This window comes from Streptomyces sp. NPDC053426, assembly GCF_055585405.1.
Genome location: NZ_JBVJKE010000022.1, coordinates 38,803 through 60,363, shown reverse-complemented (window position 1 = coordinate 60,363; position 21,561 = coordinate 38,803). Strand labels below are relative to the sequence as shown.

Genomic DNA, 21,561 nt, shown 5'->3' with positions numbered 1-21,561 from the left:
CGGGGCGTCCCCTAGCGCGGTCCCACGCCCGTCCTGAGCTCCTGTCCGGCCCGTTCCACCAGGCCGTCCGCGCCGCAGGAGCGGGCCAGGGCGAGGCCGCGCTCGAGGTCGGGGACGGAACGGGCGAGGATGCCGTACTCGACGCGGGCCGCGGCGTGTTCGTACTGGCAGGGGGAGGACTCCAGGTAGGTGACCGCCTGGGCGGCGAGGCGGACCGCGCGCTGGCCGGTCTCCAGGGCGGCGGCGGCGCGCAGGGCCTCCCCTATGGCGGTGTCCGTGCCGAGCCGTTCGGCCCGCCGGCGGACGTCGACGGCCAGCCGGGCGGCGCGGGCCGGGTCCTCGCCGGCGAGGGCGCGGGCGAGGTCGGCGGTCGCGAAGACGTGCACGGGGTTGTGGTGACCGCGGGCGGCGGCCGCCTTCTCGGCCGCCTCGAGTTCGTTGATGCCGTCCTTGGTGCGGCCTACGGCCAGCAGCAGCCGGCCGCGTACGGAGCGCGGGTCGGGCAGCACGATGGTGGACGGGTAGGGCGGTGCGAAGCCGTGCCGTTCGGCCACCTCCCAGGCCTCGTCGGCCCGCCCGGCCGCGGGCGAGCAGGGTGTCGACGAGGTTGCAGGTGGCCGTCCAGTACAGGGGCAGTCCGCGGCCGACGCGTTCGGCGAGGCGCAGGGACTCGCGCAGGGACGCCTCGGCCTCCGGCAGCCGGCCCCGCCTGCGGTGCCCGAGACCCACGTAGGCGTGCGCCAGGACCAGGTGGCCCCCGCTCCAGCCCGCCGTCTCGTAGGCGTTCAGGCCCTCGTGGTAGAGGCTCTCGGCGCGGTCCAGGCGGTCGGTGTAGGCATAGGTGTCGGCCAGCATCAGCAGCAGTTCGATGCCCCACTCGGGGTCGGTCCAGCCGAGGCCCGGGGCGAGGCGGCCGTTGACGAGGGCGCGGTCGCAGATCTCCACGATCTCCTCGGCGTTCTCGCCGCGCATCATGGCGTCGAAGCCGCGCACGATGAGCAGCGCGCGTTCGGAGTTGTCCCGGCCGGTGCAGGTGGCGGCGAGTTCGGCCAGCCGCTCGGAGCGGCCGGGGGAGGCGGCCTCGCCGGCGTGGATGCCCTCCCACATGAACTGCACGGTCCGCAGCCGCAGTTGCGCGGGGCCGGGTTCGAGCCGGGCGGCCTCCGCCTCGACCGTGCGGACGGCCTCCTCGAGCTGGTCGTTGTGGAGCAGCGCCTGGGAGAGGCGGACCACGGCGTCCACCCGCCGGTCGCCGTCGAGGCCGGGCATGCCGAGGGCGGCCCGCAGGTGGCCGATGGTACGGGCGGGTGCGGTGAGGAAGGTGGCGCAGCCCAGTTCGTAGAGGACGTGTGCGTGGACCTCGGGGCGGGGCGGTTCCTCCAGGGCGCGTTCCAGGCAGCGGCGGGCGGCGTCCGGGGCGCCGACGGCGAGGTGTTCGCGGGCGGCCTCGCGCAGTTGCCAGACGAGTTCCCCGTCGTCGTCCGGGTGCACCTCGATGAGGTGGCGGGCGGCCGCGGCGGCACCGCGTCCGGAGTCGGTGACGATCCGGGCGGCGATGCCGTGCATGGCGCGGCGCAGCGCGTCGGGGATGGAGTTGTAGACGGCGGTGGCGATCAGGGGGTGGACGAACTCGAGGTCGGCGGTGGCGGTGCGGCCCGTGGCGGACGGGTCGGGGGCGGTGAGGATGCGGGCGCTGCGCAGGAGTTCGGCGCAGCGGGCGGCGGCGTCGGCGTCCAGGGTGGCGAGCCGGGCCACCAGGCCGACGGTGATGTCGTTGCCGAGGATGGCGGCGGCCCAGGCGAACCGGGTGGCGTCTATGCCGAGTTGTTCCAGGCGGGCGACGAGTCCGCCGCCGCGGGCGGAGCGGTTCAGGTCGCGCAGTTCGCCGGCGTGGGCCTCGACGGGTTCGAGTTCGCTGTCCTGGACCTTGGCGAGGAGTTCGACGGTCTCGTAGGGGTTGCCGCCGGTGACGGCCCAGACCTCGCGGCAGAACGCGGCGTCGGCGTTCTCGCCCAGGGTGGCGCGGGTGAGTCCGGCCGCGGCCTCCGGGGTGAGGACGCTGAGGGTGGTGACGGGGTGGTCGGCCGCGGCGGCGACGGCGTCCAGGTACCGGGCGCCGACTCCGGAGATCTCGCCGGACCGGCGGGCGACCACGACGAGGACGGACAGGTCCGCCAGGCGTTCGGCGAAGGCGGCGAGCCAGCGCAGGGTCTCCTGGTCGGCCCAGTGCGCGTCGTCGATCAGCAGGACCAGCGGCCAGTCCCGGCGGGCCAGCCGGCGCACGGCGGCGACCAGTCCCTCGCACACGCCCTGCGGGTCGGCGTGCCCCTCGCCGGGGTCGGCTATGCCGAGGGCGGGGCCGGCGATGTCGTACCAGTCGCCGAGGTACTCGCGGGCCTCCTCCGGCAGCATCGGCACCAGCGCGGGCTGGAGGAGCCGGCGTACGACGTTGAAGGGGACGGTGCGCAGGGTCTCGCCGCCGCGGGCCGACCACACGGTGCAGCCGCGCCGTTCGGCGATGCGGCGGGTCTCGGCGAGCAGCGCGGTCTTGCCGAGTCCGGCCTCACCCCGGAGCACCAGCAGGCCGCCCGGTGAGGAGCGGTCCGCGCACAGGGTGTCGACGGCCCGTGTGATGGCGGCGACTTCCTCGTCGCGCTCCCACAGGCCGGCCGAGGGGGCGGCCGAGGGCCGTACCTCCGTCATCCCGCTACCTCCCCGAGTCGCCCGAATGACGTACAGACCTTGAGCGTAGTCCCCCCGCGGTCCGAGCGGTGGCCGCTCGCGCCACGTGTTGCCGTGACGGGTGACACGGCCCCGCCGGGTCGACGCGTCCCGCCCCTCACCAGGCGTCCTGATGGTCAACTCCTGTCAAGGGGCGGGGAGATGACAATCTCCGGGACGGTCGCAGCGGAGGTGTGACGGGGCTCTCTCATCCGGCTTTCACCGAGGCCTCATACGGTATGGGCATGACGCAGGTGACTCCTCCCGGGTGGTACCCCGATCCCGGGCAGACGAATGAGGGGCCGGCCACCGAGCGCTGGTGGGACGGCAGGGCCTGGACGGAGCAGGTCCGTCCGGTGGGGCCGGCCGCCGCCTGGGGGCCCCCGGCGCCGGGCGGCGCGGGCGGGCCGGCGTATCCGGCCTACCCGGCGTATCCCGCTCCGGCGCCGCCCGGGCGGGGCCGGCGGGTGCGGAACGGGATAGCCGTGGCGGCGGCCGTCGCCGTCCTGGCGAGCATCGGTGTGGGTGTGTACGCGCTGACGGACGACGGCGGTGACGGCGGCACCACGACCTCGCAGGGGCCGGACGGACGGGACGGCGGGCCGTTCGGTGACTCGGGCGGGCAGGACGGAGGGTCCGGCGGCTCGGACGGCGGCTCCGGGGGTTCCGGTGGTGAGGAGCCGGCGCCGGACGGGTCCGAGGCGCCGCGGATCGAGAGCGGGTCGGTGACCGACGCGCTGAGCGGCATCAGTCTGCCCATCCCGGACGGCTGGTACGGCCAGGAGTCGGATGTGGGCGCCTCGGTGACGTCGGAGAACTCGTACGACTGCCCCGGCGACACCTCCAAGACCTGCACCAAGGGCGGGGCGTACTCGGCGCCGGCCCTGGCGTTCGGCACCAAGGGCTCCACCGCCGAGGAGGTCGCCAAGGCGGACATCTCCGCCAACGCCGAGCAGAGCTACGGCGGTGAGGCCTACGGGAAGATCACCTCGCACGACGTCCTCGCGTCCAAGGCCGTGACCGTGGCCGGGCAGAAGGGCTATCTGGTGCGCTGGAAGGCGGTCACCAGCAAGGGCTCCGACGGGTACGTCCAGTCGCTGGCCTTCCCGTCCCCCGCGCAGCCGCGGCAGTTCGTCGTGGTCCGCTTCGGGGTGGACACCGACCAGGAGCAGTCCGTCCTCGACGAGATCACCGAGGGCATCGAGGTGTCCTCGGGCGGTGGCGGCAACGGGCAGGACGTCTGATCCCCCGTGTCTGACGGCCGGGTGGGGCACCCCTCCGCTCAGAGGGTGCCCCACCCGGCCGGGGTGGGCGCCGCCCCCGTCCCCACGGTGCGGCGCGGTCAGGCCGCCGTGCGGTCATCCCGTCGACGGCGGCCTGCGTCTCATTCGAGGCCGAGGGCCGGCAGTACGGCGGCCTCGACGAACCGGAGCAGATAGTCCGCGTCCGCGTTGCGGCCCTCCAGCGTGGGCCGGACCCGCAGCACGCCGAAGAGCTGCGCCGGGACGTACTCCAGCGCCGGGTTCCCGGCGGCGACCTCCCCGCGCTCGACGCCGCGCCGCAGGATCTCCTCCAGCGCGCTGATCTCCGGGTCGACCAGTGCCTCGCGCAGCGCCTGCGCCAGTTCCCGGTCCTGGATGACCGCGTGCCCGAGCGCCTGGAGCAGCGTGGCGTCCTTCGGCGACCACTCCCCCGCGCACCGCGCCGCCTCGCGCAGGTCCCCGGCGAGGGTGCCGGTGTCGATGCGGGCGAACCGCGCCTGCCGGTTGGAGCGCAGGGCGGCGGCGACGAACTGCGGCTTGGTCCGCCACTGCCGGTACAGCGTGGACTTGCTGCACCGCGTGCTGGCGGCGACGCCCTCCATGCTCACGGCGTCGTAGCCGCACTCGCGGATCTGGTCCAGCACGGCGTCGAAGAACTCCCGCTCGCGCTCCGGGGTGATCTTGGAGCGGCGCGAGGTTCCGGCCGCTCCGGGTCGGTCCGCGTCCTGCGACGTCATCGCTCGGCTCCTTGCTCCCTCGTGTGAGGCGTACGTCATCGATACGCCAGTGTACCGGTACGCGACCGTATCGGTACACTGGCGTATCGGTACGAACCCGTATCGATGAGAGTCGGTACCCGCGCGCACCGTCTGCACCACGACAGGAAGGGCCCGGGGATGAGTGGCCGCAAGGAGCCTGGACCCGCGGGGTCCGACGCGTCGGCGCGTCCGCCGCTCGTCCGTGAACTCCTGCTGGTGGCGGGGCTCTTCCTCGTCTACAAGCTCGGTCGGCGACTGGCGACCGGCCACACCGGCGAGGCGTACCGCAACGGCCGCGAGGTGTGGGACCTGGAGCGCGCGCTGCGCCTGCCCGGCGAGGGCGCGGTGCAGTCCCTGCTGCTGCACGGCGACGGGCTCGCGCACCTCGCGAACACCTACTACGCGGTCGTCCACTTCCCGGCCACCGCGGCCTTCCTGGTCTGGCTCTATCTGCGCCGCCCGGCCCACTACGTCTGGGCGCGCCGGGTCCTGGCGGCGGTCACCGCCGCCGCGCTGGTGCTGCATCTGGTGTTCCCGCTCGCCCCGCCGCGGATGCTCGCCGCCACGGGGCTGGTGGACACCGCGCGGGTGTACGGCCCGTCGGTGTACGGCCCGCCGGAGGCCGACGGGCTGTCGAACCAGTTCGCGGCGATGCCCTCGCTGCACTTCGGGTGGGCGCTGATGGTGGCGGTCGGCCTGGTCGTCGCCACGCGCGCGTGGTGGCGGTGGCTGTGGCTGCTGCACCCGCTGGTGACGCTGCTGGTGATCGTGGGGACGGCGAACCACTTCTGGCTGGACGCGCTCGTGGCGGCGGCGCTGCTGGGCCTCGCGCTCGTGGTGCTGCGCCTGCCGCGGCACACGGGGGCGGGACGGGCACGGGCCCCTCACGTACCGGACGCACCGGCGCGGGACCGGGCGCTCGCGGGGGCGGGCCGATGAGCGCCGTCGTCGTGGCCGTCCTGCTGTCCCTCGTCTCCGCCGTCGCCTACGCCGCCGCCGCGGTGGCCCAGGAACGGCTGGCCTCCCGGTCCTCCGGCACCGGCACGCTGCGACTGCTGGCCGACGGCGCCTGGTGGTGGGCGGTCGCGCTGAACGCCTCGGCCGCGCTGCTCCACGTGGTGGCGCTCAAGTACGGCCCGCTCACCGTGGTCCAGCCGCTCGGCGCCCTCACCCTGGTCGCGGCGGTGCCCATGGGGGCGCGGATCGCGGGGCGGCCGGTGAGCTCGGTCGAGTGGCGGGGTACGGCGTTCACCCTCGCCGGTCTGGCGGCGGTGCTGGTGACGGCGTCCGGGCCGGCTCCCGACGACGTGCTGGGCGTGTCCGAGGCGCTGGTCGTCGCGGGCGGTACGGCGTCACTGATCGGCCTGCTGTCGTGGCCGGGATCCCGGCCCGGTCTGCGGCACGCGACCGCGTCGGGCGTCGCCTCCGGGGTGGCCTCGGCGCTCACCCAGACCGTGACGGTCGCGGCGACGGACCGGTCCGGCCCGCTGCTCAGTGCGCAGGTGGTCGTGGTGGCGCTGCTGGTGGCCGCCTTCGCGGCCGGCGGGCTGCTGCTGTCGCAGACCGCCTACCGGGGCGGCCTGGGCGCCCCGCTCGCGGTGGTCACCCTGACGAACCCGCTGGCGGCCGCGGTGATCGGCCTCTCCCTCCTCGGCGAACGCCTCCGCGCCGGCCCGACGGGCATCCTCCTCACCCTGGCCGGCGCGGCCCTCGCCTCCTGGGGCGTCCTGCTGCTGAGCCGGGCGACGCCCCACGTGGACCCTCCCGCGGCACGGCAGCGGGACTCCATGGAGAACCACCCGGTCACCACCACGGACAGCCACGCCGTCGTCATCGCGGACGGCCACACCCCCGTCATCGCGGGCAGTCGTACCTCCCCCAGTGCCTCAAAGGCCTGGGAGGTGCCCCCAGGGGCGGCACGGGCGGGCGCGGCGGCACCCCGCGAACGCCGGGCCGCGTGACACCCCCCGCCCAGCCCCGGACGGCGGTCAGTCCGTGGCGATCGCCGGGTCGCTGACGCCCGGCCGGCCGTTCTCGACGTGCCCCGCGAAGCGGCGCAGGAACGCCGGCTCGGCCGCGGACGTGACCGTCAGGTCGTACCAGCGGTGGCTCGAACGCAGGTCGACGGTGCGGTGCACGGTCGCACCGGGCCGGACGGTGACGGTCGCAGGACGGCCGCCGTAGCCGTCGGCCACCCGCAGCCGGACGGCGCCCGGCCCCCCGTTGACGAACGTCAGCCGGATGTCATCACCGGCATGACGAGCGGTGACCTCACACCCCGCGGCCCCGTTCGACCCCCGGAAAACACGGAGGAACCCGTTCGGACCGTGCACGGTCAGGTCGTACGACCCCCCGGAGTACGCCGAGTTCCAGGTGTCCGATATCTCCTTGCCGGCCTCGGTCGTATAGGTCCAGGGACCGTCGTCCCGGTTGCCGGACGTGACCAGGAAGGCGGCCCCCGCCCGCGCGCCGGAGGCGAAGGTCAGCGTGAACTTCCCGGCCGCCGGATCGGCGGAACCGTCCACCGCGGGGGCGTACTTCAGCGGACGGGCCGGGCGCGACCCACGCTCCTGACGGGGCATGCCGGCGTCGGCCGGCGGCGTGGGCCGGTAGTCGGGATGGCGCTCGCGGTCCGGCGGCTCGTAGGCGTCGGTGTCCGGCAGCCGGGCCGGCCGGCTGTCCCTGCGGGAGAAGTCGAAGGCACTGGTCAGGTCGCCGCAGATCGCGCGCCGCCACGGCGAGATGCCCGGCTCGCGCACACCGAAGCGGCGCTCCATGAACCGGATGACCGAGGTGTGGTCGAACGTCTCCGAGCAGACGTACCCGCCCTTGCTCCACGGCGAGACCACCAGCATCGGCACACGCGGGCCGAGCCCGTAGAAGCCCTCGCGGTGGGTGCCGCTGCCCTCGAAGACGTCCAGGGAGACGTCGACGGTGGACCGGCCCCGCGCGGCCGACTTCGGCGGCAGCGGCGGCACCACGTGGTCGAAGAAGCCGTCGTTCTCGTCGTACGTGATGAACAGGGCGGTCTTCGCCCAGACGGCCGGGTTGGAGGTGAGCGCGTCCAGGACCTGGGAGATGTACCAGGCGCCGTAGTTGGACGGCCAGTTGGAGTGCTCGGAGAAGGCCTCGGGGGCGGCGATCCAGGAGATCTGCGGCAGTCGGCCCGCCCCGACGTCGGCGCGGAGCCGGTCGAACCAGCCCTCGCCGTTCTTCGCGTCGGTGCCGGTGCGGGCCTTGTCGTACAGGGGGTCGCCCGGCTCGGCGTTGCGGTACTTGTTGAAGTACAGCAGGGAGTTGTCGCCGTAGTTGCCGCGGTAGGCGTCGGAGATCCAGCCCCAGTGGCCGGCCGCGTCCAGGCCGTCGCCGATGTCCTGGTAGATCTTCCAGGAGATCCCGGCCTCCTCCAGCCGCTCGGGGTACGTCGTCCAGTCGTAGCCGAGTTCGTCGTTGCCGAGGACCGGGCCGCCGCCCTCGCCGTCGTTGCCGGTGTGGCCCGACCACATGTAGTAGCGGTTGGGGTCGGTGGAGCCGATGAAGGAGCAGTGGTAGGCGTCGCAGACGGTGAAGGTGTCGGCGAGCGCGTAGTGGAAGGGGATGTCCTCGCGGGTCAGGTACGCCATGGTGGTGGTGCCCTTGGCGGGCAGCCAGCGGTCGTACTTGCCGTTGTGGTAGGCGTCCTGGCCGTCGGACCAGCCGTGCGGCAGCCCCTCCAGGAACCGCATGCCGAGGTCGTCGGCCTCCGGTCGGAAGGGCAGGACCTCCGTGCCGTCGCTCTTGGTCTGGTGCCACACCGACCTGCCGCTGTCGAGCCGGACCGGGTGCGGGTCGCCGAAGCCGCGGACGCCGCGCAGCCTGCCGAAGTAGTGGTCGAAGGAGCGGTTCTCCTGCATGAGGACGACGATGTGCTCGACGTCCTCGATCGACCCCGAGCGGTGGTGGGCGGGGAGCGCGGCGGCCCGCTCGATGCTCGCGGACAGCGCACTGAACGCCGTTGTGGCGCCTGTGAGTTGGAGGAATCGGCGCCGGTTGACTTCGGGCATGGGTGAGGGCCTCTCGTACGGTGCCGGATGCTGAGGGGGTGCGCGCGAAAGGAGTGTTCCAGGAGCAGCGAACGTCGGGGAAGGGCGCCGTGGCGCGGGCGTGAAGGTCGTCGGTACGTGAGGTGCGGCGACGCGTCGTGGACCGAGCCGGATCACCGTGCGGACCCGGCTGGACCCGGTGCGTGGCCGAGCCAGTTGCCCCGGCGCAGCGCCGCCTCGGTGCCGGTGAGGTACACGGCCGTGGCGAGCCACTGGGCCGTGTACCGGTCGGGACCGCCCTCGTCGAGGCGGCCGAACGCGTCACGGGTGCGGTCGGCGGCCACCGCGCCGAGCGCGGCGGCCAGGGCCGCGCCGGTGACGAACCCGTCGCGGCGCAGCGCGGCGGCGTGGCCGCGCAGGTCGTCTCCGCGCGCGGATTCGGCGGCGGCCCTGCGTCCCCCGGCGACGGCCAGTTCGACCAGTCGGCGGACGCGCCGGAGCGGTGAGTCGTCCACGGGACCGGCGGGGGCCGGTTCGGGCGGGGAGGACGGGTCCGCCGGGAAGTGGTCGTCCCGGAGGTGGTCGTAGCCGAGATCGGCGCGGCCCTGCCAGTCGTCCGGCAGGCGCAGGGTCGCCTCCGTGCCGGGTACCGGGGCGACGGCGAGCGGGCGGAGGGTGGTGACCCGGTCGGGATCGAGGCGTCCGACGACCCGGATCCGCAGCCCGGGGTGCTCGCCCAGGCGCCGCAGGTTCGCGGTGTGGGCGAGAGAGGGATGACGGAGCGCGGGGGCCAGCCGGACCGGTCCGGCTGCCCGTCCCGGCAGTACGCGGACCAGCAGGTCCTCGCCGTCGGTGGCGGCGATCTCCACGTCGCGGACGGTCAGTGACCCGGTGGGTTCGGCTCCGTCGGGGTCCGGGTCCGACGGGAGCCAGGGCCGTCCGGCGGCGAAGGTGGCGCGGACCCCCGGTTCCGGCAGCAGGCGGCCGTCCGGGGCGACGACCGCTCCGGTGACGATCAGGCCGCCGCGGGACACCCGGAAGTGGTCGCTCAGGAAGGACCGGAGGGCGACATGGGCGCTGCCGGCCCGGCGGGCGCGGGCGGGGCCGCCGGGCTTGACGTCGGGGAGCGTGTACGCGTGGCCGTCGTCGTCGACGAGGTGGGTGACCACCCCGCCGAGGCCGTCCGGCCCGATCACCGGTTCGCGGCAGACGCCGTACAGCCGCAGCGGTCCGTCGGGGCGGTGGTGGTGGCGGACGGCGCCGATGAGCGCCGGGTCGGGGTCGGCGGACCTCAACCGGTGGGTGACGAGGAGGAGTTCGCGCAGGGCGTCGACCAGTGCGGCGAGGGCGCGGGGGCGGTGCGGGTCGCGCTCGTCACGCAGGTGGCGCACGACGTCCAGGGCGGCGGCCTCCGCGCGGTGGAGACCCGCGAGGCGGGCGGTGTGGGCGGCGCGCAGCAACTCCGCCTGAAGGACCGCTCCGGCCCCGGCGGTCCCGGCGGACAGCACGGCCGCCGCCGCCGTCCAGAGTCCGGAGGCCGCCCGTGTCCGGTCGGCGGAGGGAACAAGGGCGGACCGGCGCCCCGAACCGGCGAGCGGCTCCTTCTCGGTGCCGGGGCGGTCGGGGACGGTCCGGCGACCGTCGTCGGCGGGACGGCCGGCGGCGGCCGGGCGGTCCGGGCCGGCCGCGGGCGTCGCGTCGGCCGCGAGCGGCGTGTCGGCGACCGGGCAGGCGCCCAGTACCGCCGCCAGGTGCAGGCAGCGTGGGGCCAGGAGGCAGGTGCAGTGGGCCTGGCCGGGGGCGGTGACGGTGCCGGACGGGCCGGGGGTCAGGGTCACCCGGGCGTCCTCGCCGCAGCGGACGCGGACGGTGCCGTCCCCGGTGGTGGCCGGCGCGCCGGCCAGGGCCTCGACGGCCGCGTCCAGTCTGCCGCGGAGCCTCGTGGTGAGGCTCTCCACCGCAAAGGCGAACACCTCCGGTGCGACGGGTGGGAGCGAACGGCTCATCGGGTCGCTCCGCGGAGGCGCTCGCCCACCCAGCGGGCGAGCGAGAGGGGACTGAGGGCGGCCACCGGCATTCCGGCCGCGACGAGTTGCCGCGCGACCGGTACCGAGTAGCGGGGGGTTCCGTCGCCGTTCAGGGCGGCGCAGCCCAGCAGGTGGACACCGGAGGAGACCAGGGACCTGACCTCGGTCAGCAGACCGTCGACCGCGCCGCCCTCCTCGAAGTCGCTGACGACCACCATCAGGGTGCGGTTCGGCACCGTCACCAGTGTGCGGGCGTGCGCGAGACCGGCCGCGATGTGGGTGCCGCCGCCGACCTTCACCTCCAGCAGCAGGGAGAGCGGGTCGTCGATCCGGTCGGTGAGGTCGGCGACCCGCGTGCTGAAGGTGAGGAAGTGGGCGGAGAGCATGGGCGCGCCGCCGAGTACGGCGGCGGTCAGCGCCGACCAGACGACCGAGGACTCCATGGACGCGGACACGTCGACGACGAGGATCAGCCGCCAGTCGCTCTGCCTGGCGGCACGGGTCCTGAAGACCGGCCGCTCGGGGACGATCCGGACGGTCCCGTCCTCCAGGCGGCGGCTGTGGACGAGGTTGGCCCGCAGGGTACGGGGCAGGTCGAGCCGGCCGCCGGGGCGCCGGGAGGGACGCGGGGTGGTGAGACCGGTCAGCGCGGGGCGCAGCCGGGCGGCGAGTTCCCGGGCGAGTTCCTCGACCAGCCGTCTGACCAGCGGCCGGAGGCGGGCGACCCGTTGTTCGGGCATTCCCCTGGCGAGCGACAGTACGGCGGACAGCAGCTCCACGGAAGGGCGTACCGAGTCCGGGTCCAGGTGGTCGATCACATCCGTACGGCCCTTGGCCGCGGCGCGTCCCAGGACTTCCTCCCGGATGTCCGCGCCGAAGAGCGCTTCGAGGTCCTCGGCCCAGTGCCGGACACCGGGGTAACTCGGGTTCCGGCCACCGGTGAGGTCGTCCGGACCGCCGTCGGCCGGATCCGTGCCCTCCGTCTGGTCCGTGCCGCCGTCCGCGCCCTGCTCCCCCGCCTGCCCGTCACGTCCGAACAGCTCGTCCAGGGCCCGGGCGTACGGCACCAGCTCCGGGGGGAGTCTCGCCGTGTCGCGGCCGAGCAGCAGCCGCCAGCGGTCGGCGGGGCCTAGGCGTGAGGTATCAAGCTCCGTGCCCCGGACGGGCCACCGACCGCCCGTCGCGGACGTCCGCCCGTCCGGGACGAGGGCGTCCGGGGCGGGAGCATCCGGGGCCGGACCGTCCGGGGCCGGAGCGGCCAGGACCGGACCGTCCAGGACCGGAGCGGCCAGGACCGGACCATCCGTGGGCGGAGGGCTCACCAGACCCGCCAGGCCCAGTTCCCTCAGCAGGGCCAGCCCCTCGTTGTCCGCCTCGGCCCACCGGCCGGCCGTCTCGGCGGGCGCGGTGAGCCGGAGGTCGGGCCGGGCGCCGAGCCGGTCGGTCACGGCCGTCAGCAGTCGCCCGCGTCCGTCCGGGGTGAGTGCCTGGAAACCGCCGCGCAGCGCGGGGAGCCGGTCGAGGAAGCCCCGGTCGTCCAGGGTCTCGACGCGCTCCAGCAGCGGGTCGAGGGAGGTGGGCAGGGACGCGATCAGCGGTCCGGCGGCGACGAGCAGACCGGCGAGCCGGCGCTCCAGCCGGTGCCGGGTGTCCGGTTCCGTCGCCGAGTCGATCCAGTCGGCGAGTCTCCTGCCCAGCAGCTCCGAGCTGTCGAGGTCGAGCAGTACCCGTGCGGCCAGGGCCGCTCCCTGGACGAGCGGGGAACCGGTGCGCGCGAGCGCGTACAACTCGCCGTCCAGGCGCAGCCCGAGCCGTTCCTCACCGCTGCGGACGGCCAGGGTCACGAGGGCGACGGCGTCCTCCGTCCCGTCGCTGCCGGCCAGCCCGGGCAGGGTGCGGACGGCGGCTTCCAGCAGGAGGTCGCGGAGCGCCGCCGCCCGGAGGCGTGTCCGCTCGGTGGTGCCGGGCAGGTGCTCCCGGCGTATCGACTCCAGCAGGTCCATGCACCGCAGCAGTTCGGGAAGCGTGGCCGTCGTGGGCAGGACCCGCGCCGCCTCCGTGAGGCAGTCGCCGACCAGGCCCGGCAGGGCGCACCGGGCCGCCGCCCCCAGCAGGTCGACGACCCGCGCCGGGGTGACTCCGCCGGACTCCGTCGCCCGGCGGTGGTTCGCGCGCAGGGTGCCCTCGGCCGCCTGGGCGGCGGTGACCCCTCTGACGCCCACCAGGTCGAGCCGGGCCGCGACCGACGGGGTCCAGGCCGCCCGCCAGCGTGTGGTGAGGGCGCTCCCCTCCCCCACGGCGGACACCTCGACCGGCTCCGCGTAGCCCACCCCGCACTCCTTGAGCCGCTGGAGCAGGATCTCGCGCCGGGCGTCGAGGGCGGAGCGCAGCGGCGAGAGCCGGACCTCCCGGTGGCCGGTACCGCCCGGCCCCGGCAGCCGGAGCGAGGCGAGTTCCGCCTCCACCCAGGGGCCGAGACCGGACCGGGGCGTGCCGGGGGCGAGCCGGCCGCGGCCCGTGCCGACCAGCACCGTCTCCAGGACCCGGCCGGGTGGTGGTCCCCCCTGTCCCAGTACGGACGTCACCGCCTCCAGCAGTTCGTCCCGGCCGGGTGCCGCCAGACCGCGCAGGGTGCCGAGGTCGCAGGCCAGTCGTAGGGTCTCGATCGCCTCGCCGGTGCCCGCGGTGTGGCCGGCCGCGCGGATCTCCCGGCACACTTCGGCGACGAGGCGGGCGGCGGCGTCGCGTATCCGGCCGGGATCGCCACCGGCGTCGAGCACCGCCTGCTGCCAGCGCGGGTCGCGGATGCCGGCCGGGTACCCGGAGCGGGGGTCCAGCAGGGCGAAGGCGTACGGCACGAGGGAGGTGACGACCGGGGAGCCCGCGCCGGCCGCCTGTCCGGCGGTCGTGGCCCCGCCCTCGCCGGTCAGTCCGGGCGCGTGGAAGGCGCCGATCACCGCCGCGACCCGGCGTTCGCCGGCCCCGGCCGCGGCGGCGGCCCGGCGCATGTGTGTCTCCCGGGCGAGGTCGACGGCCGCGATGCCGCCGTGGGCCGCCCGGTCCCGGCGCACGGCCAGGCCGAAGCCGAGGGCGGCGCGGCGCACGGCGTCGGGAGCGCTGCCGGGTGCGAGCACTTCCACGGTGCGGTCCCACAGGCCGTCCACGTCCGCCCCGGCCGCTTCCGCCCCGGTCGTCTCCGGGCCGGTCGTCCACTCCGGTGCCGTGAGGGGCAGGTCGCAGCAGATCGCCTCCGCGCCCCGGTCCCGCGCCCAGCGGATCGCCGCCAGTTCCGGGGAGAAGTCGGCGAGGGGGTACAGGCGCAGCCGTCCGTCCGCGTACGCGCCGGCCAGGGCCACCGGCGCCGTGGTGCGCGGATCGGAGAGATACGGCAGCCAGGGCTGGAAGTCGGCCGGCAGTTCGACGCAGACGGCCTCGGCGCCCGCGGCGTCCAGCAGCCGGGGCACGGCGACGGCCAGTGCGGGACTGTGGTGCCGTACGCCGATCAGGTACGGCTCCGTGCGGGCCGCCAAGGCGGCCACCTCTGCTCTCGTGGTCATGGGTCCAGGTGGGCGGTCCGGCGGGGACGGCCGTACGGGACGGCCGTCCCCCTTCGTGCGGAACTCAGCGACGGCGCTTGCGCGGTCGCGGCACCTCCAGTTCCTCCAGCTGCGGCCCGTCCCCGTCCTGGACCCGCCGCCAGGCCTCGCGGTAGAGGCCGGCGACGGGCCGGGTGGGTACGACGACGCCCAGTACGGGGCTCTCACCGTCGAGCAGGTCGTACATCGGCAGCTTCCACCGCTCCAGCGGCAGATGCGGGGTGGCGAGCTGGGTCCAGCCGCCGGGCAGGAACAGCGAACGTCCGGCCTTGGAGCGGTCGCCCTCGACCACGAGGCCGGTGGCCGCGAGTTCGGCGCGGGCGGCGCGGAGCCGGGCCGTTCCGCCGCGCTGCTTGCCCCAGCCGGTCCAGCGCGCGGTGTTGCGGTCGGTGGGGTCCGGCATCGCGAGCAGCATCAGGTAGAGGGCGGCGGCGTCCTCGCCGATGCCGTACCGCTCGGCCACCTCCGTGACCAGGTCGGGCACGGACCGGGCCGGGTCCTGCGGCCACCACAGCCCGTCCGCGTCGCGCTCGCCCGCCAACGGGTTCCCGGGGTCGGCGAGCAGCTCGGCGAAGGGCCGGTCGTGGACCAGGCGCAGAGCCCTCTCGACGGCGGTCGGCCGTCGGCCGGGGAACAGCGCCGCCAGGTGGGGGTCGTTCCCGGTCGGGTCGAGCAGGGCGGTCCGGAGGGCGGCGTAGGGCATGGAGCTCGCGACGCCCAGCACGACCGCGCCGTAGCGTTCGAAGCCGTCGCCGGTCTCCGTGGGGTCGCCGGCGGCCAGGCGGTACGCCTCCAGGTCGATCTCCCCGCCGAGGGCGAGCAGCAGTCCCGGGTGGGCCAGCCGGTCGCGTATCGCGGTCAGCACCGAGGGCAGGACGGCGCGGATCGGGTCGCCGGACGGGAGGCGGTGGGCCAGCCACGCGGCCAGGGGCACCGCTGTCTTCAGGGCGCGCTCGTCGAAGCCGGCCGTGCCTTCGGCGGATTCGGGACGGTAGCGGCCCGCCGTCCAGGTCAGGTCCCGGCTCAGCCGTGGTTCGGCGCTCACGTCGAGGAAGCCGCGCAGTGCCTCGCCCGGTGCCCACCCCTGGGGCTCCACGGTGCGGACGGCGTCGTGGAGCACCTCCTCGGGGACGGGAGCGCGCCGGCCCAGCCGCTCGTTCCAGACCTCGGCCGCCGCGGCCACGTCGGGGCCGTCCGTCCACAGCCGGGACGGCTCGGTGGGCAGCAGCGCCGCCACGACGGCCCGCAGGGCGCCGATGTCGAGGGACCTCAGCTCGTCCTTGGCGACGCGGGCGTCGGCCGCCTTCACGCCGATCACCTTCAGGGTCGCGGAGGGCACGGCCTCGCGCTTGTCGTCGATCTGCGGCATGCCGGCGAGCACCAGCCGGGCCGTGGTCGGGGTGAGGCCCGTGAGCCGGGCGAACTCCTCGGCGGCCTCGGGACGCCAGGGCGCCGGTCCGCGCTCGGCGAGCTCGGCCCGGAAGGCCGCGGCCCAGCCGGGCGCCCTGGTCGGCTCCGGGACGAAGGGTTCGTCGGACACCAGGGTGTAGGGGGCGGGCGCCTCGAACCGGCCGGACGGATCGTGGTGAACCGCGCCGTAGTGCCTTCCGCCGGTATTGGCCGGGTCGTACTCCTGGACGAACCTGTACCACTCGCCGGCGAAGACGAGGAACGCGCCGCCGCCCAGGTCGAGCACGGCCCCCTTCGTGTAACCCCGCACGGCTTCGGGCCCCTGGAACAGGCTGTGGTCCAGCATCACTCGGACACGACGCCAGTGGCCGGGATCCAGCTCCGTCAGCTCCTGCGCGTCCAGTTCCGTGAGGAAGGCTTCCAAGGCCTGCCGGTGCTCCTCCACGGTGGCCTCCGAAGCGGCCCGCAGGGCCAGTACGGCGGGCAGTTCGGGCAGGGCCAGGGCGTTCAGGTGCTCCACCGACTCCTGCTTGGCCAGGGACAGGTGTACGCGGCCGGCGGGGGACGGTTCGCCCTGACCCCGCACCGACCGGGCGAGCAGGTGCGGGAGCTTGAAGATGCCGTGGTCGAAGTCGTAGTACATGCGCTTGTCGCGCTCGGTCAGACCGACGCCGTTCAGCGCCGAGGCGAGCAGGCGGTCGCCGAGCGCGGGGCGCGGCTCCTCCGGGGTGGCGCCCTCGATCTCCAGGTCGAGCCGGGCGCGCGCCGCGTCCAGGACGCGCTGCTGCTCGGCGGCGAACCGCACCACCCCGGTGATGCCCGCGCGCAGCGCCTCGTGGCCGACCTGCGGCAGGAGTGTGCGGACCAGGCCGTCCACCACGTCCCGGCCGTCCTTCTCCGTCCGCTCCTTCCCCCGCTCGTCGTCCTGCTCGGCTTCCAGGGCCGCCACGGCCCCCGTCAGAAGCGCCTGCGCGGTGTCCTCGCCGATCTGGCGGAGCGCGGCGGACCCCTGCGGGTCGCGCGGCTGGAGGAAGTGCCAGTAGCGCAGGTGCGGAAGCAGGGCCGTACCCGCGGTGAAGGGGCCGGCCCGGTAGCCGTACCCGCTCTCGGCGACCAGCGTGCCGTCGGTGTCGAGCAGCCGGACCGTACCCGACTTGTGGATCACGGCCACCGGCCGGTCGGCGCCGGGGAACACCAGCGCGTGCCGCGGTTCCCCGTCCGCTCCGGGTGGTACGACGACCGAGCGTCCGGCCAGGTCCTCGCCCCGCTGCGAGCCGTCGGGGAGTGTCACCACGCGCCAGCCGAGCACCCCGTCCACCGGGGCGCACACCGGACCCGGTACGGCGGAGGGGGCGGGCAGCAGCCAGGCATTCCCCAGGGTGCTTCCCTCCGGAGCGGTGTGCAGGGCCCCGTCGATCCACTCCGGTGCGCCGGGCTCGCCCAGCGTGTCGCCGACCGGGTCGTACGCGCGCCAGGTGTGCCGCCCGTCCTCCCCGTCCTTCCTGGCCCACACCCAGTACGACGTGCCGTCACCGATCATGTGCCGCGTCCCCGGCACGAAGGCGTCTCCTCGGCGCAGCACCCCGCGTCCGGTGGTCCGGCCGCCTCCGGGGAGGGGCAGGGACGCGGGGGCCATGCCCCCGTTGACTCCTCCGCTCCCGTCCACCTCGCAGGGCCACCAGGCGTGGACGTCGCCCTCGACCGCCATGCGCGGCGAGTCGGTGGTGCCGTGCCAGTACCCCTGCCAGGTGTAGGTGTGGTTGGCCGTGGAGGACAGCCGCCACCAGACGAACAGCCCGCCGTCGACGTACTGGCAGGTGAACGACCCGAACACGTCCGAGGGGTCCGGGAGGTTCGGCTCACATGCGAGGACCGTGCCCTCCGCCCCGATCACCCGGGCCTCTCCGCCGGACAGGACGATGAGGTACGGCCAGCCGTCGACGACCCTGATGCCCCGGTTCTTCTCCCGCGACGCGGCGGCCCGCAGGGCCTCGTCCCAGGCGGGCCAGCCCAGTTCGTCGAGGACGCCGGTGCGCAGGGTGCGGGCCAGCGCGGGCGCGATGCCGGTGGCCAGGGCTTCCCGTACCTCGTCGGCGGCGACGGCCAGCACCTCTCCCGGCAGCCAGGACAGGGTGCGCAGAGCGCCGGAGTAGCCGGTGAATGCGGGCAGTTCGCTGGTGAGGTACTTCCGGCTGACCTCCGCCACCCAGGTGGCGAGCATCGGTCGTCCGCCGGGTGACCTGGCCAGGTTGACGACGGTCCGCTCGCTGTCGCCGAACTCCGAGTCGGGGCAGCTGTGCCGGAACGCCGGATGGAAGCGGGTGTCGGCCGCCAGCGCGAGGAGATCCCGCCGGTGCTCGCAGGCCGCCCAGTTGTGCAGGTTGAGCCACCGGCCGTCGCCGGGGTCCGCCACCGGTACGTCCAGGGCCAGGAGCTGGTCGAGCAGGTTCACGTCGCCGCCGGGGGGCTGCAAGGCGTCCTCGTGGGCCCGGAGTTCGGCGCGCAGCACGTCGGCCATGCGGTCGACCAGCGGATACAGTTCCGGCGGCGCGGTGTGTTTCCTGTCGGTGTCGCACAGGGCCAGGAATCTGCGGGTCCATCCGGCCGTGCCGTCGGCGGGACGCACCTCGGCGGGCAGTGCGGCGTCGCACAACCCGGCGATGGCTCCGGCCTTCTCCAGCAGGTCGAGCCACTGGGGCAGTTCCTCGCGCTCCCACTCCTCGGGCAGCAGCCCCAGCAGCGTGCCGCGGACGGCGGGCTCCCGCCGGGCCAGTTCCAGCAGGGCGGCCCGGTGGGCCTTCCACCAGCCGGGCGGCGCCTTGACCGTGCCGGGCAGCGGCAGCATCTCGCGGAGGTAGGCCATCTCCTCGGCGAGCGCGTCCTTGCCCGCGACCGACTTCGTCAGCCGGCGCAGGTCGGCCGCGCCCGGACTCGACGGCGGCACGCCGTGCGCGGCGAGCCGTACGAAGAGCCCGCGCAGGTGCCGGAAGGCCGTCGCGGCCGGTACGCGGGACGACAGGCCCTTGGCGTAGCCGGAGAGGATCTTCGTCGGCACGGCACCGGCCAGGGCGAACTCGAGGAACACCGCGTCCATGCGCGCCTCGTCGAACGGCAGCCCGTGGGCCGTCTCGGCCTTGCGCGCGTTGACGAACATCTGGGACGCGTACGCCTTCTCGTCGGCGGCCAGGAAGACCCGGCCGGCCTGCTCGTAGAAGGTCGGCAGGAAGTGCGGTACGGATCCCGCGAGCCGTTCGCCGATCGACTCGTAGGTGGCGCGGGCCCGCTTCGGGCTCGATCTCGCCTTCCGCGCCACCTTGTTCATCTCCTCGACCAGGGACATGGCGAGGTGACCGTCCGAGGGATGGTGGACCAGTACCCAGTCGGGGAAGCCCAGGGCGCGGGGCCGGCCGAGACCGACCTCCACCGGCTCGCCCTCGGGTTCGAGGCCGAGGAAACCGGTGCGCGGTCCCCCGGTCTGCTCCTCGGTGGTGAGGCGTACGACGATCCTGCCGTCCAGGCCCGGATGGCGGTAGGCCTGGGTGTACATGGGCACGGCCCGGTCGCCCGCTCCGCTGGTGCCCGGCGGCAGCACCGCACCGGCGCGCAGCAGTTCCTCCGGGTCCGCCGGCGCGCCGTTCCGTGTCGTCGGGTCGTTCATGGGCGTGTGCCTTTCCTGGGTGTGCGCTGCCGTGGTGTCGTTCACGCGGCGCCGTCCTCGGTCACGGTGCGTCCCGCGTGCAGGGCCGCGGCCATGCGCATGCCCTCGGACCAGGCGACGGGGCCGACTTCGGTCAGCGGCAGGCTGCGGTAGCCGTCCTCTTCGCTCCAGCTGAGGCTCCCGGTCCAGGCCTTCTCCTCGGCGTAGGGGTCGCTCATGCCGACCGAGGCGGTGACGACGCGCCCGCCGTCCAGGATCCGGTCGACGGCGCTGTTGCCGGAGACCTTGTAGCCGAGGGAGGTGATGCGGGAGGAGAGGTGGAACCACGAGCGGTACTCGGCGCCGGCGAACTCGCGGACCGAGCGGGCGGGCCCGTCGATGCCGGCGGGCTTGTGCCAGGTGGCGCGGTGGATCTGCTCGACGCCCTGCGTCACGCCCAGCTCGGCGGCGAACGTGCGGAGTTCCTCCAGGTCCGGGAGGAGGACGGGGTGGGGCATGGTCACCGTGCGGGGCGTCAGGCGGACGGTCTCGCCGTCGAGGGTGACCACCCGCAGCTCGCCCGAGTCGTCCGCGTCGCGCAGGAAGCCGGTCTCGTCGGGACCGTCACCGACGACGACGATGTCGCGCAGCGCGAACCGCCATGCCTCGTCGGGCCAGAGCCGGGCCAGCAGACCGGACGGCACCGGCAGCGAGGAGACCATCCAGGTGTCGACCTGTGCGGCGCACTCGGCCGCGTGCCGCTCCAGCCACTCGGCGAACCGCTGGAGTTCCTGTACCTCGGGGCGGTCCCGTATCTCTTCCGGCAGAGTTCTCGCCTGCTCCGCCGGGGACGGTTCCGACGCGGACCGCGCCACCACCCTGCCCTCCACCAGAGCGACTTCGTACGTGTCGCCCGCTGCCAGCCAGCCCATGGGTTACTCGCCTCTCCCACCACTCGGAATTCGGCACAGCTCGTCCGGCGACGGCCTGATCGGCGTGCCTCGCTGTGACGACGGTCGAAAGACTAGAGGCACCCACCGACAGTCCATCGGCGCCCGCCGCGGGCCGGGTCGGCGGGGATGCCCCGGCCGACGTGGTCCGTCCGGGCGGGCGGTGGGATTCACGCCAGATTGGACGATGACTGTTTCCGGCCGAACCCCGGACGGGTGAACTCGCTGCCCGGTCCCTCTCGTCCGGCGTGGTACGGCCGCTCCGGCCGGCGATGTGCCGTCGTAACCAGGGCGACGGGACCGCCGGCGTGGGCGTGACGGCCGGCCGCCGCGTTCCGCGGGGGCGGGCACCGCTCGCCGGAGGGCGTGTGGCGCCGTCGTTTTCAGCCGGGCGGGCACGGCCGTCCCCCTCGCCGAGGGGCACGGGGAACGGCGGATTACGTCCGGTGCGGTTCGCACGTGCGTACGTGTCGTGTTGGTCCGGGCGGATCAGGGCACACGGCTCGTGGCGCGGGAGGGGCGTGGTCGGCTGCCGCGGGCGCAGCCGCTGACAAGAGGTGGGGGAGATGGTTCGTACTGTCGTGGTGCACGACGAGGAATTACTGCGGTCGGCATTGGTGCAACTGCTCAGGTCCGATGCCGCGCTGGAGGTCTCGTCCATGTCACCCGGCGCCGGACCGCCGGATCGCGACATGTCGCCGACGGACGTGTGGGTCGTGGACGGTGACTGCCTGCGGGGGCCGGGACAGGCGCACGACGCGCCCTTCCCCACCCGGCGCGGGGACCGGCTCGTCGTGCTGACGACCGCCAAGCGGCCGGGGATCCTCCGCCGGGCGTTCGACGGCGGTGCTCTCGGGCTGGTCGACAAGAACGCCCCGGCGGACCGGCTGATCACGGCGGTGCACACGGTCGCCAAGGGGGAACGTTTCCTCGACCAGACGCTCACGGTCGCCCTGCTGGAGGGCGCGGAGATGCCGCTGACCACCCGCGAGCTGAGCGTGCTGTCCCTCGCCTCCCAGGGGGCGCCGATGGCCGAGATCGCGGCCCGTCTGCACCTGTCCCGGGGCACCGTCCGCAACTACATGGCCACGGCGATCCGGAAGGTGGGCGCCCGCAACCGGGTCGACGCGATACGCATCGTCCAGAGCGCCGGATGGACGTGACGGGCGGTGCGGTGA

The 21,561-nt window shown here is 74.8% G+C and carries 10 protein-coding genes and 1 pseudogene; 4 read left to right on the top strand and 7 right to left on the bottom strand.

Going from position 1 to position 21,561, the window contains the following annotated elements; genetic code table 11:
- Positions 1-11 precede the first annotated feature (11 nt).
- Positions 12-2,703: pseudogene (locus ACZ62B_RS33390) on the bottom strand (ATP-binding protein).
- Between the two features lie 263 nt (positions 2,704-2,966).
- Between ACZ62B_RS33390 and ACZ62B_RS33385 the strand changes: the two are divergent.
- Positions 2,967-3,965 (top strand): DUF2510 domain-containing protein, encoded by a 999-nt coding sequence (locus tag ACZ62B_RS33385; RefSeq protein ID WP_344558754.1) that lies wholly within the window; start codon positions 2,967-2,969, stop codon positions 3,963-3,965.
- A 140-nt stretch (positions 3,966-4,105) separates the two neighbouring features.
- Here the strand turns inward: ACZ62B_RS33385 and ACZ62B_RS33380 are convergent, their stop codons facing one another.
- A complete protein-coding gene (locus ACZ62B_RS33380; RefSeq protein ID WP_344558752.1) occupies positions 4,106-4,720 on the bottom strand; it encodes a TetR/AcrR family transcriptional regulator in 615 nt (204 codons plus the stop codon).
- Positions 4,721-4,879: 159 nt separating this feature from the next.
- Between ACZ62B_RS33380 and ACZ62B_RS33375 the strand changes: the two genes are divergently transcribed.
- Entirely contained in the window at positions 4,880-5,680 is an 801-nt protein-coding gene (locus tag ACZ62B_RS33375) for a phosphatase PAP2 family protein (RefSeq protein ID WP_344558750.1), read from the top strand.
- Positions 5,677-6,702 (top strand): DMT family protein, encoded by a 1,026-nt coding sequence (locus ACZ62B_RS33370; RefSeq protein WP_468724827.1) that lies wholly within the window; start codon positions 5,677-5,679, stop codon positions 6,700-6,702. The genes ACZ62B_RS33375 and ACZ62B_RS33370 overlap by 4 nt, the downstream gene beginning before the upstream one ends.
- 27 nt (positions 6,703-6,729) lie before the next feature.
- Here ACZ62B_RS33370 and ACZ62B_RS33365 read toward each other — a convergent pair whose 3' ends face one another.
- The 5 genes from ACZ62B_RS33365 to ACZ62B_RS33345 all read right to left on the bottom strand — a co-directional run bounded on the left by ACZ62B_RS33365 (position 6,730) and on the right by ACZ62B_RS33345 (position 20,365).
- Complete coding sequence (locus tag ACZ62B_RS33365; protein WP_344558746.1) at positions 6,730-8,784, bottom strand: phosphocholine-specific phospholipase C; 2,055 nt, start codon at positions 8,782-8,784, stop codon at positions 6,730-6,732.
- Between the two features lie 152 nt (positions 8,785-8,936).
- Positions 8,937-10,769: a hypothetical protein gene (locus tag ACZ62B_RS33360; protein WP_469693200.1), complete on the bottom strand. Its 1,833-nt coding sequence runs from the start codon at positions 10,767-10,769 to the stop codon at positions 8,937-8,939.
- On the bottom strand, positions 10,766-14,347 hold the full coding sequence (locus ACZ62B_RS33355; RefSeq protein WP_469693198.1) for a DUF5682 family protein: 3,582 nt from the start codon (positions 14,345-14,347) through the stop codon (positions 10,766-10,768). The genes ACZ62B_RS33360 and ACZ62B_RS33355 overlap by 4 nt, the downstream gene beginning before the upstream one ends.
- A gap of 64 nt (positions 14,348-14,411) precedes the next feature.
- Positions 14,412-19,454 carry a DNA-binding protein gene (locus ACZ62B_RS33350; RefSeq protein ID WP_469693233.1) on the bottom strand — a complete coding sequence of 1,681 codons (5,043 nt, stop codon included), beginning with the start codon at positions 19,452-19,454 and terminating at the stop codon, positions 14,412-14,414.
- Between the two features lie 41 nt (positions 19,455-19,495).
- Positions 19,496-20,365, bottom strand: a complete 870-nt coding sequence (locus tag ACZ62B_RS33345) for a DUF4132 domain-containing protein (protein ID WP_469693196.1) — start codon at positions 20,363-20,365, stop codon at positions 19,496-19,498.
- A 584-nt stretch (positions 20,366-20,949) separates the two neighbouring features.
- On the opposite strand from ACZ62B_RS33345, the gene ACZ62B_RS33340 reads away from it, so the two are divergent.
- Positions 20,950-21,546 carry a response regulator transcription factor gene (locus ACZ62B_RS33340; protein WP_073935076.1) on the top strand — a complete coding sequence of 199 codons (597 nt, stop codon included), beginning with the start codon at positions 20,950-20,952 and terminating at the stop codon, positions 21,544-21,546.
- Positions 21,547-21,561 lie beyond the last annotated feature (15 nt).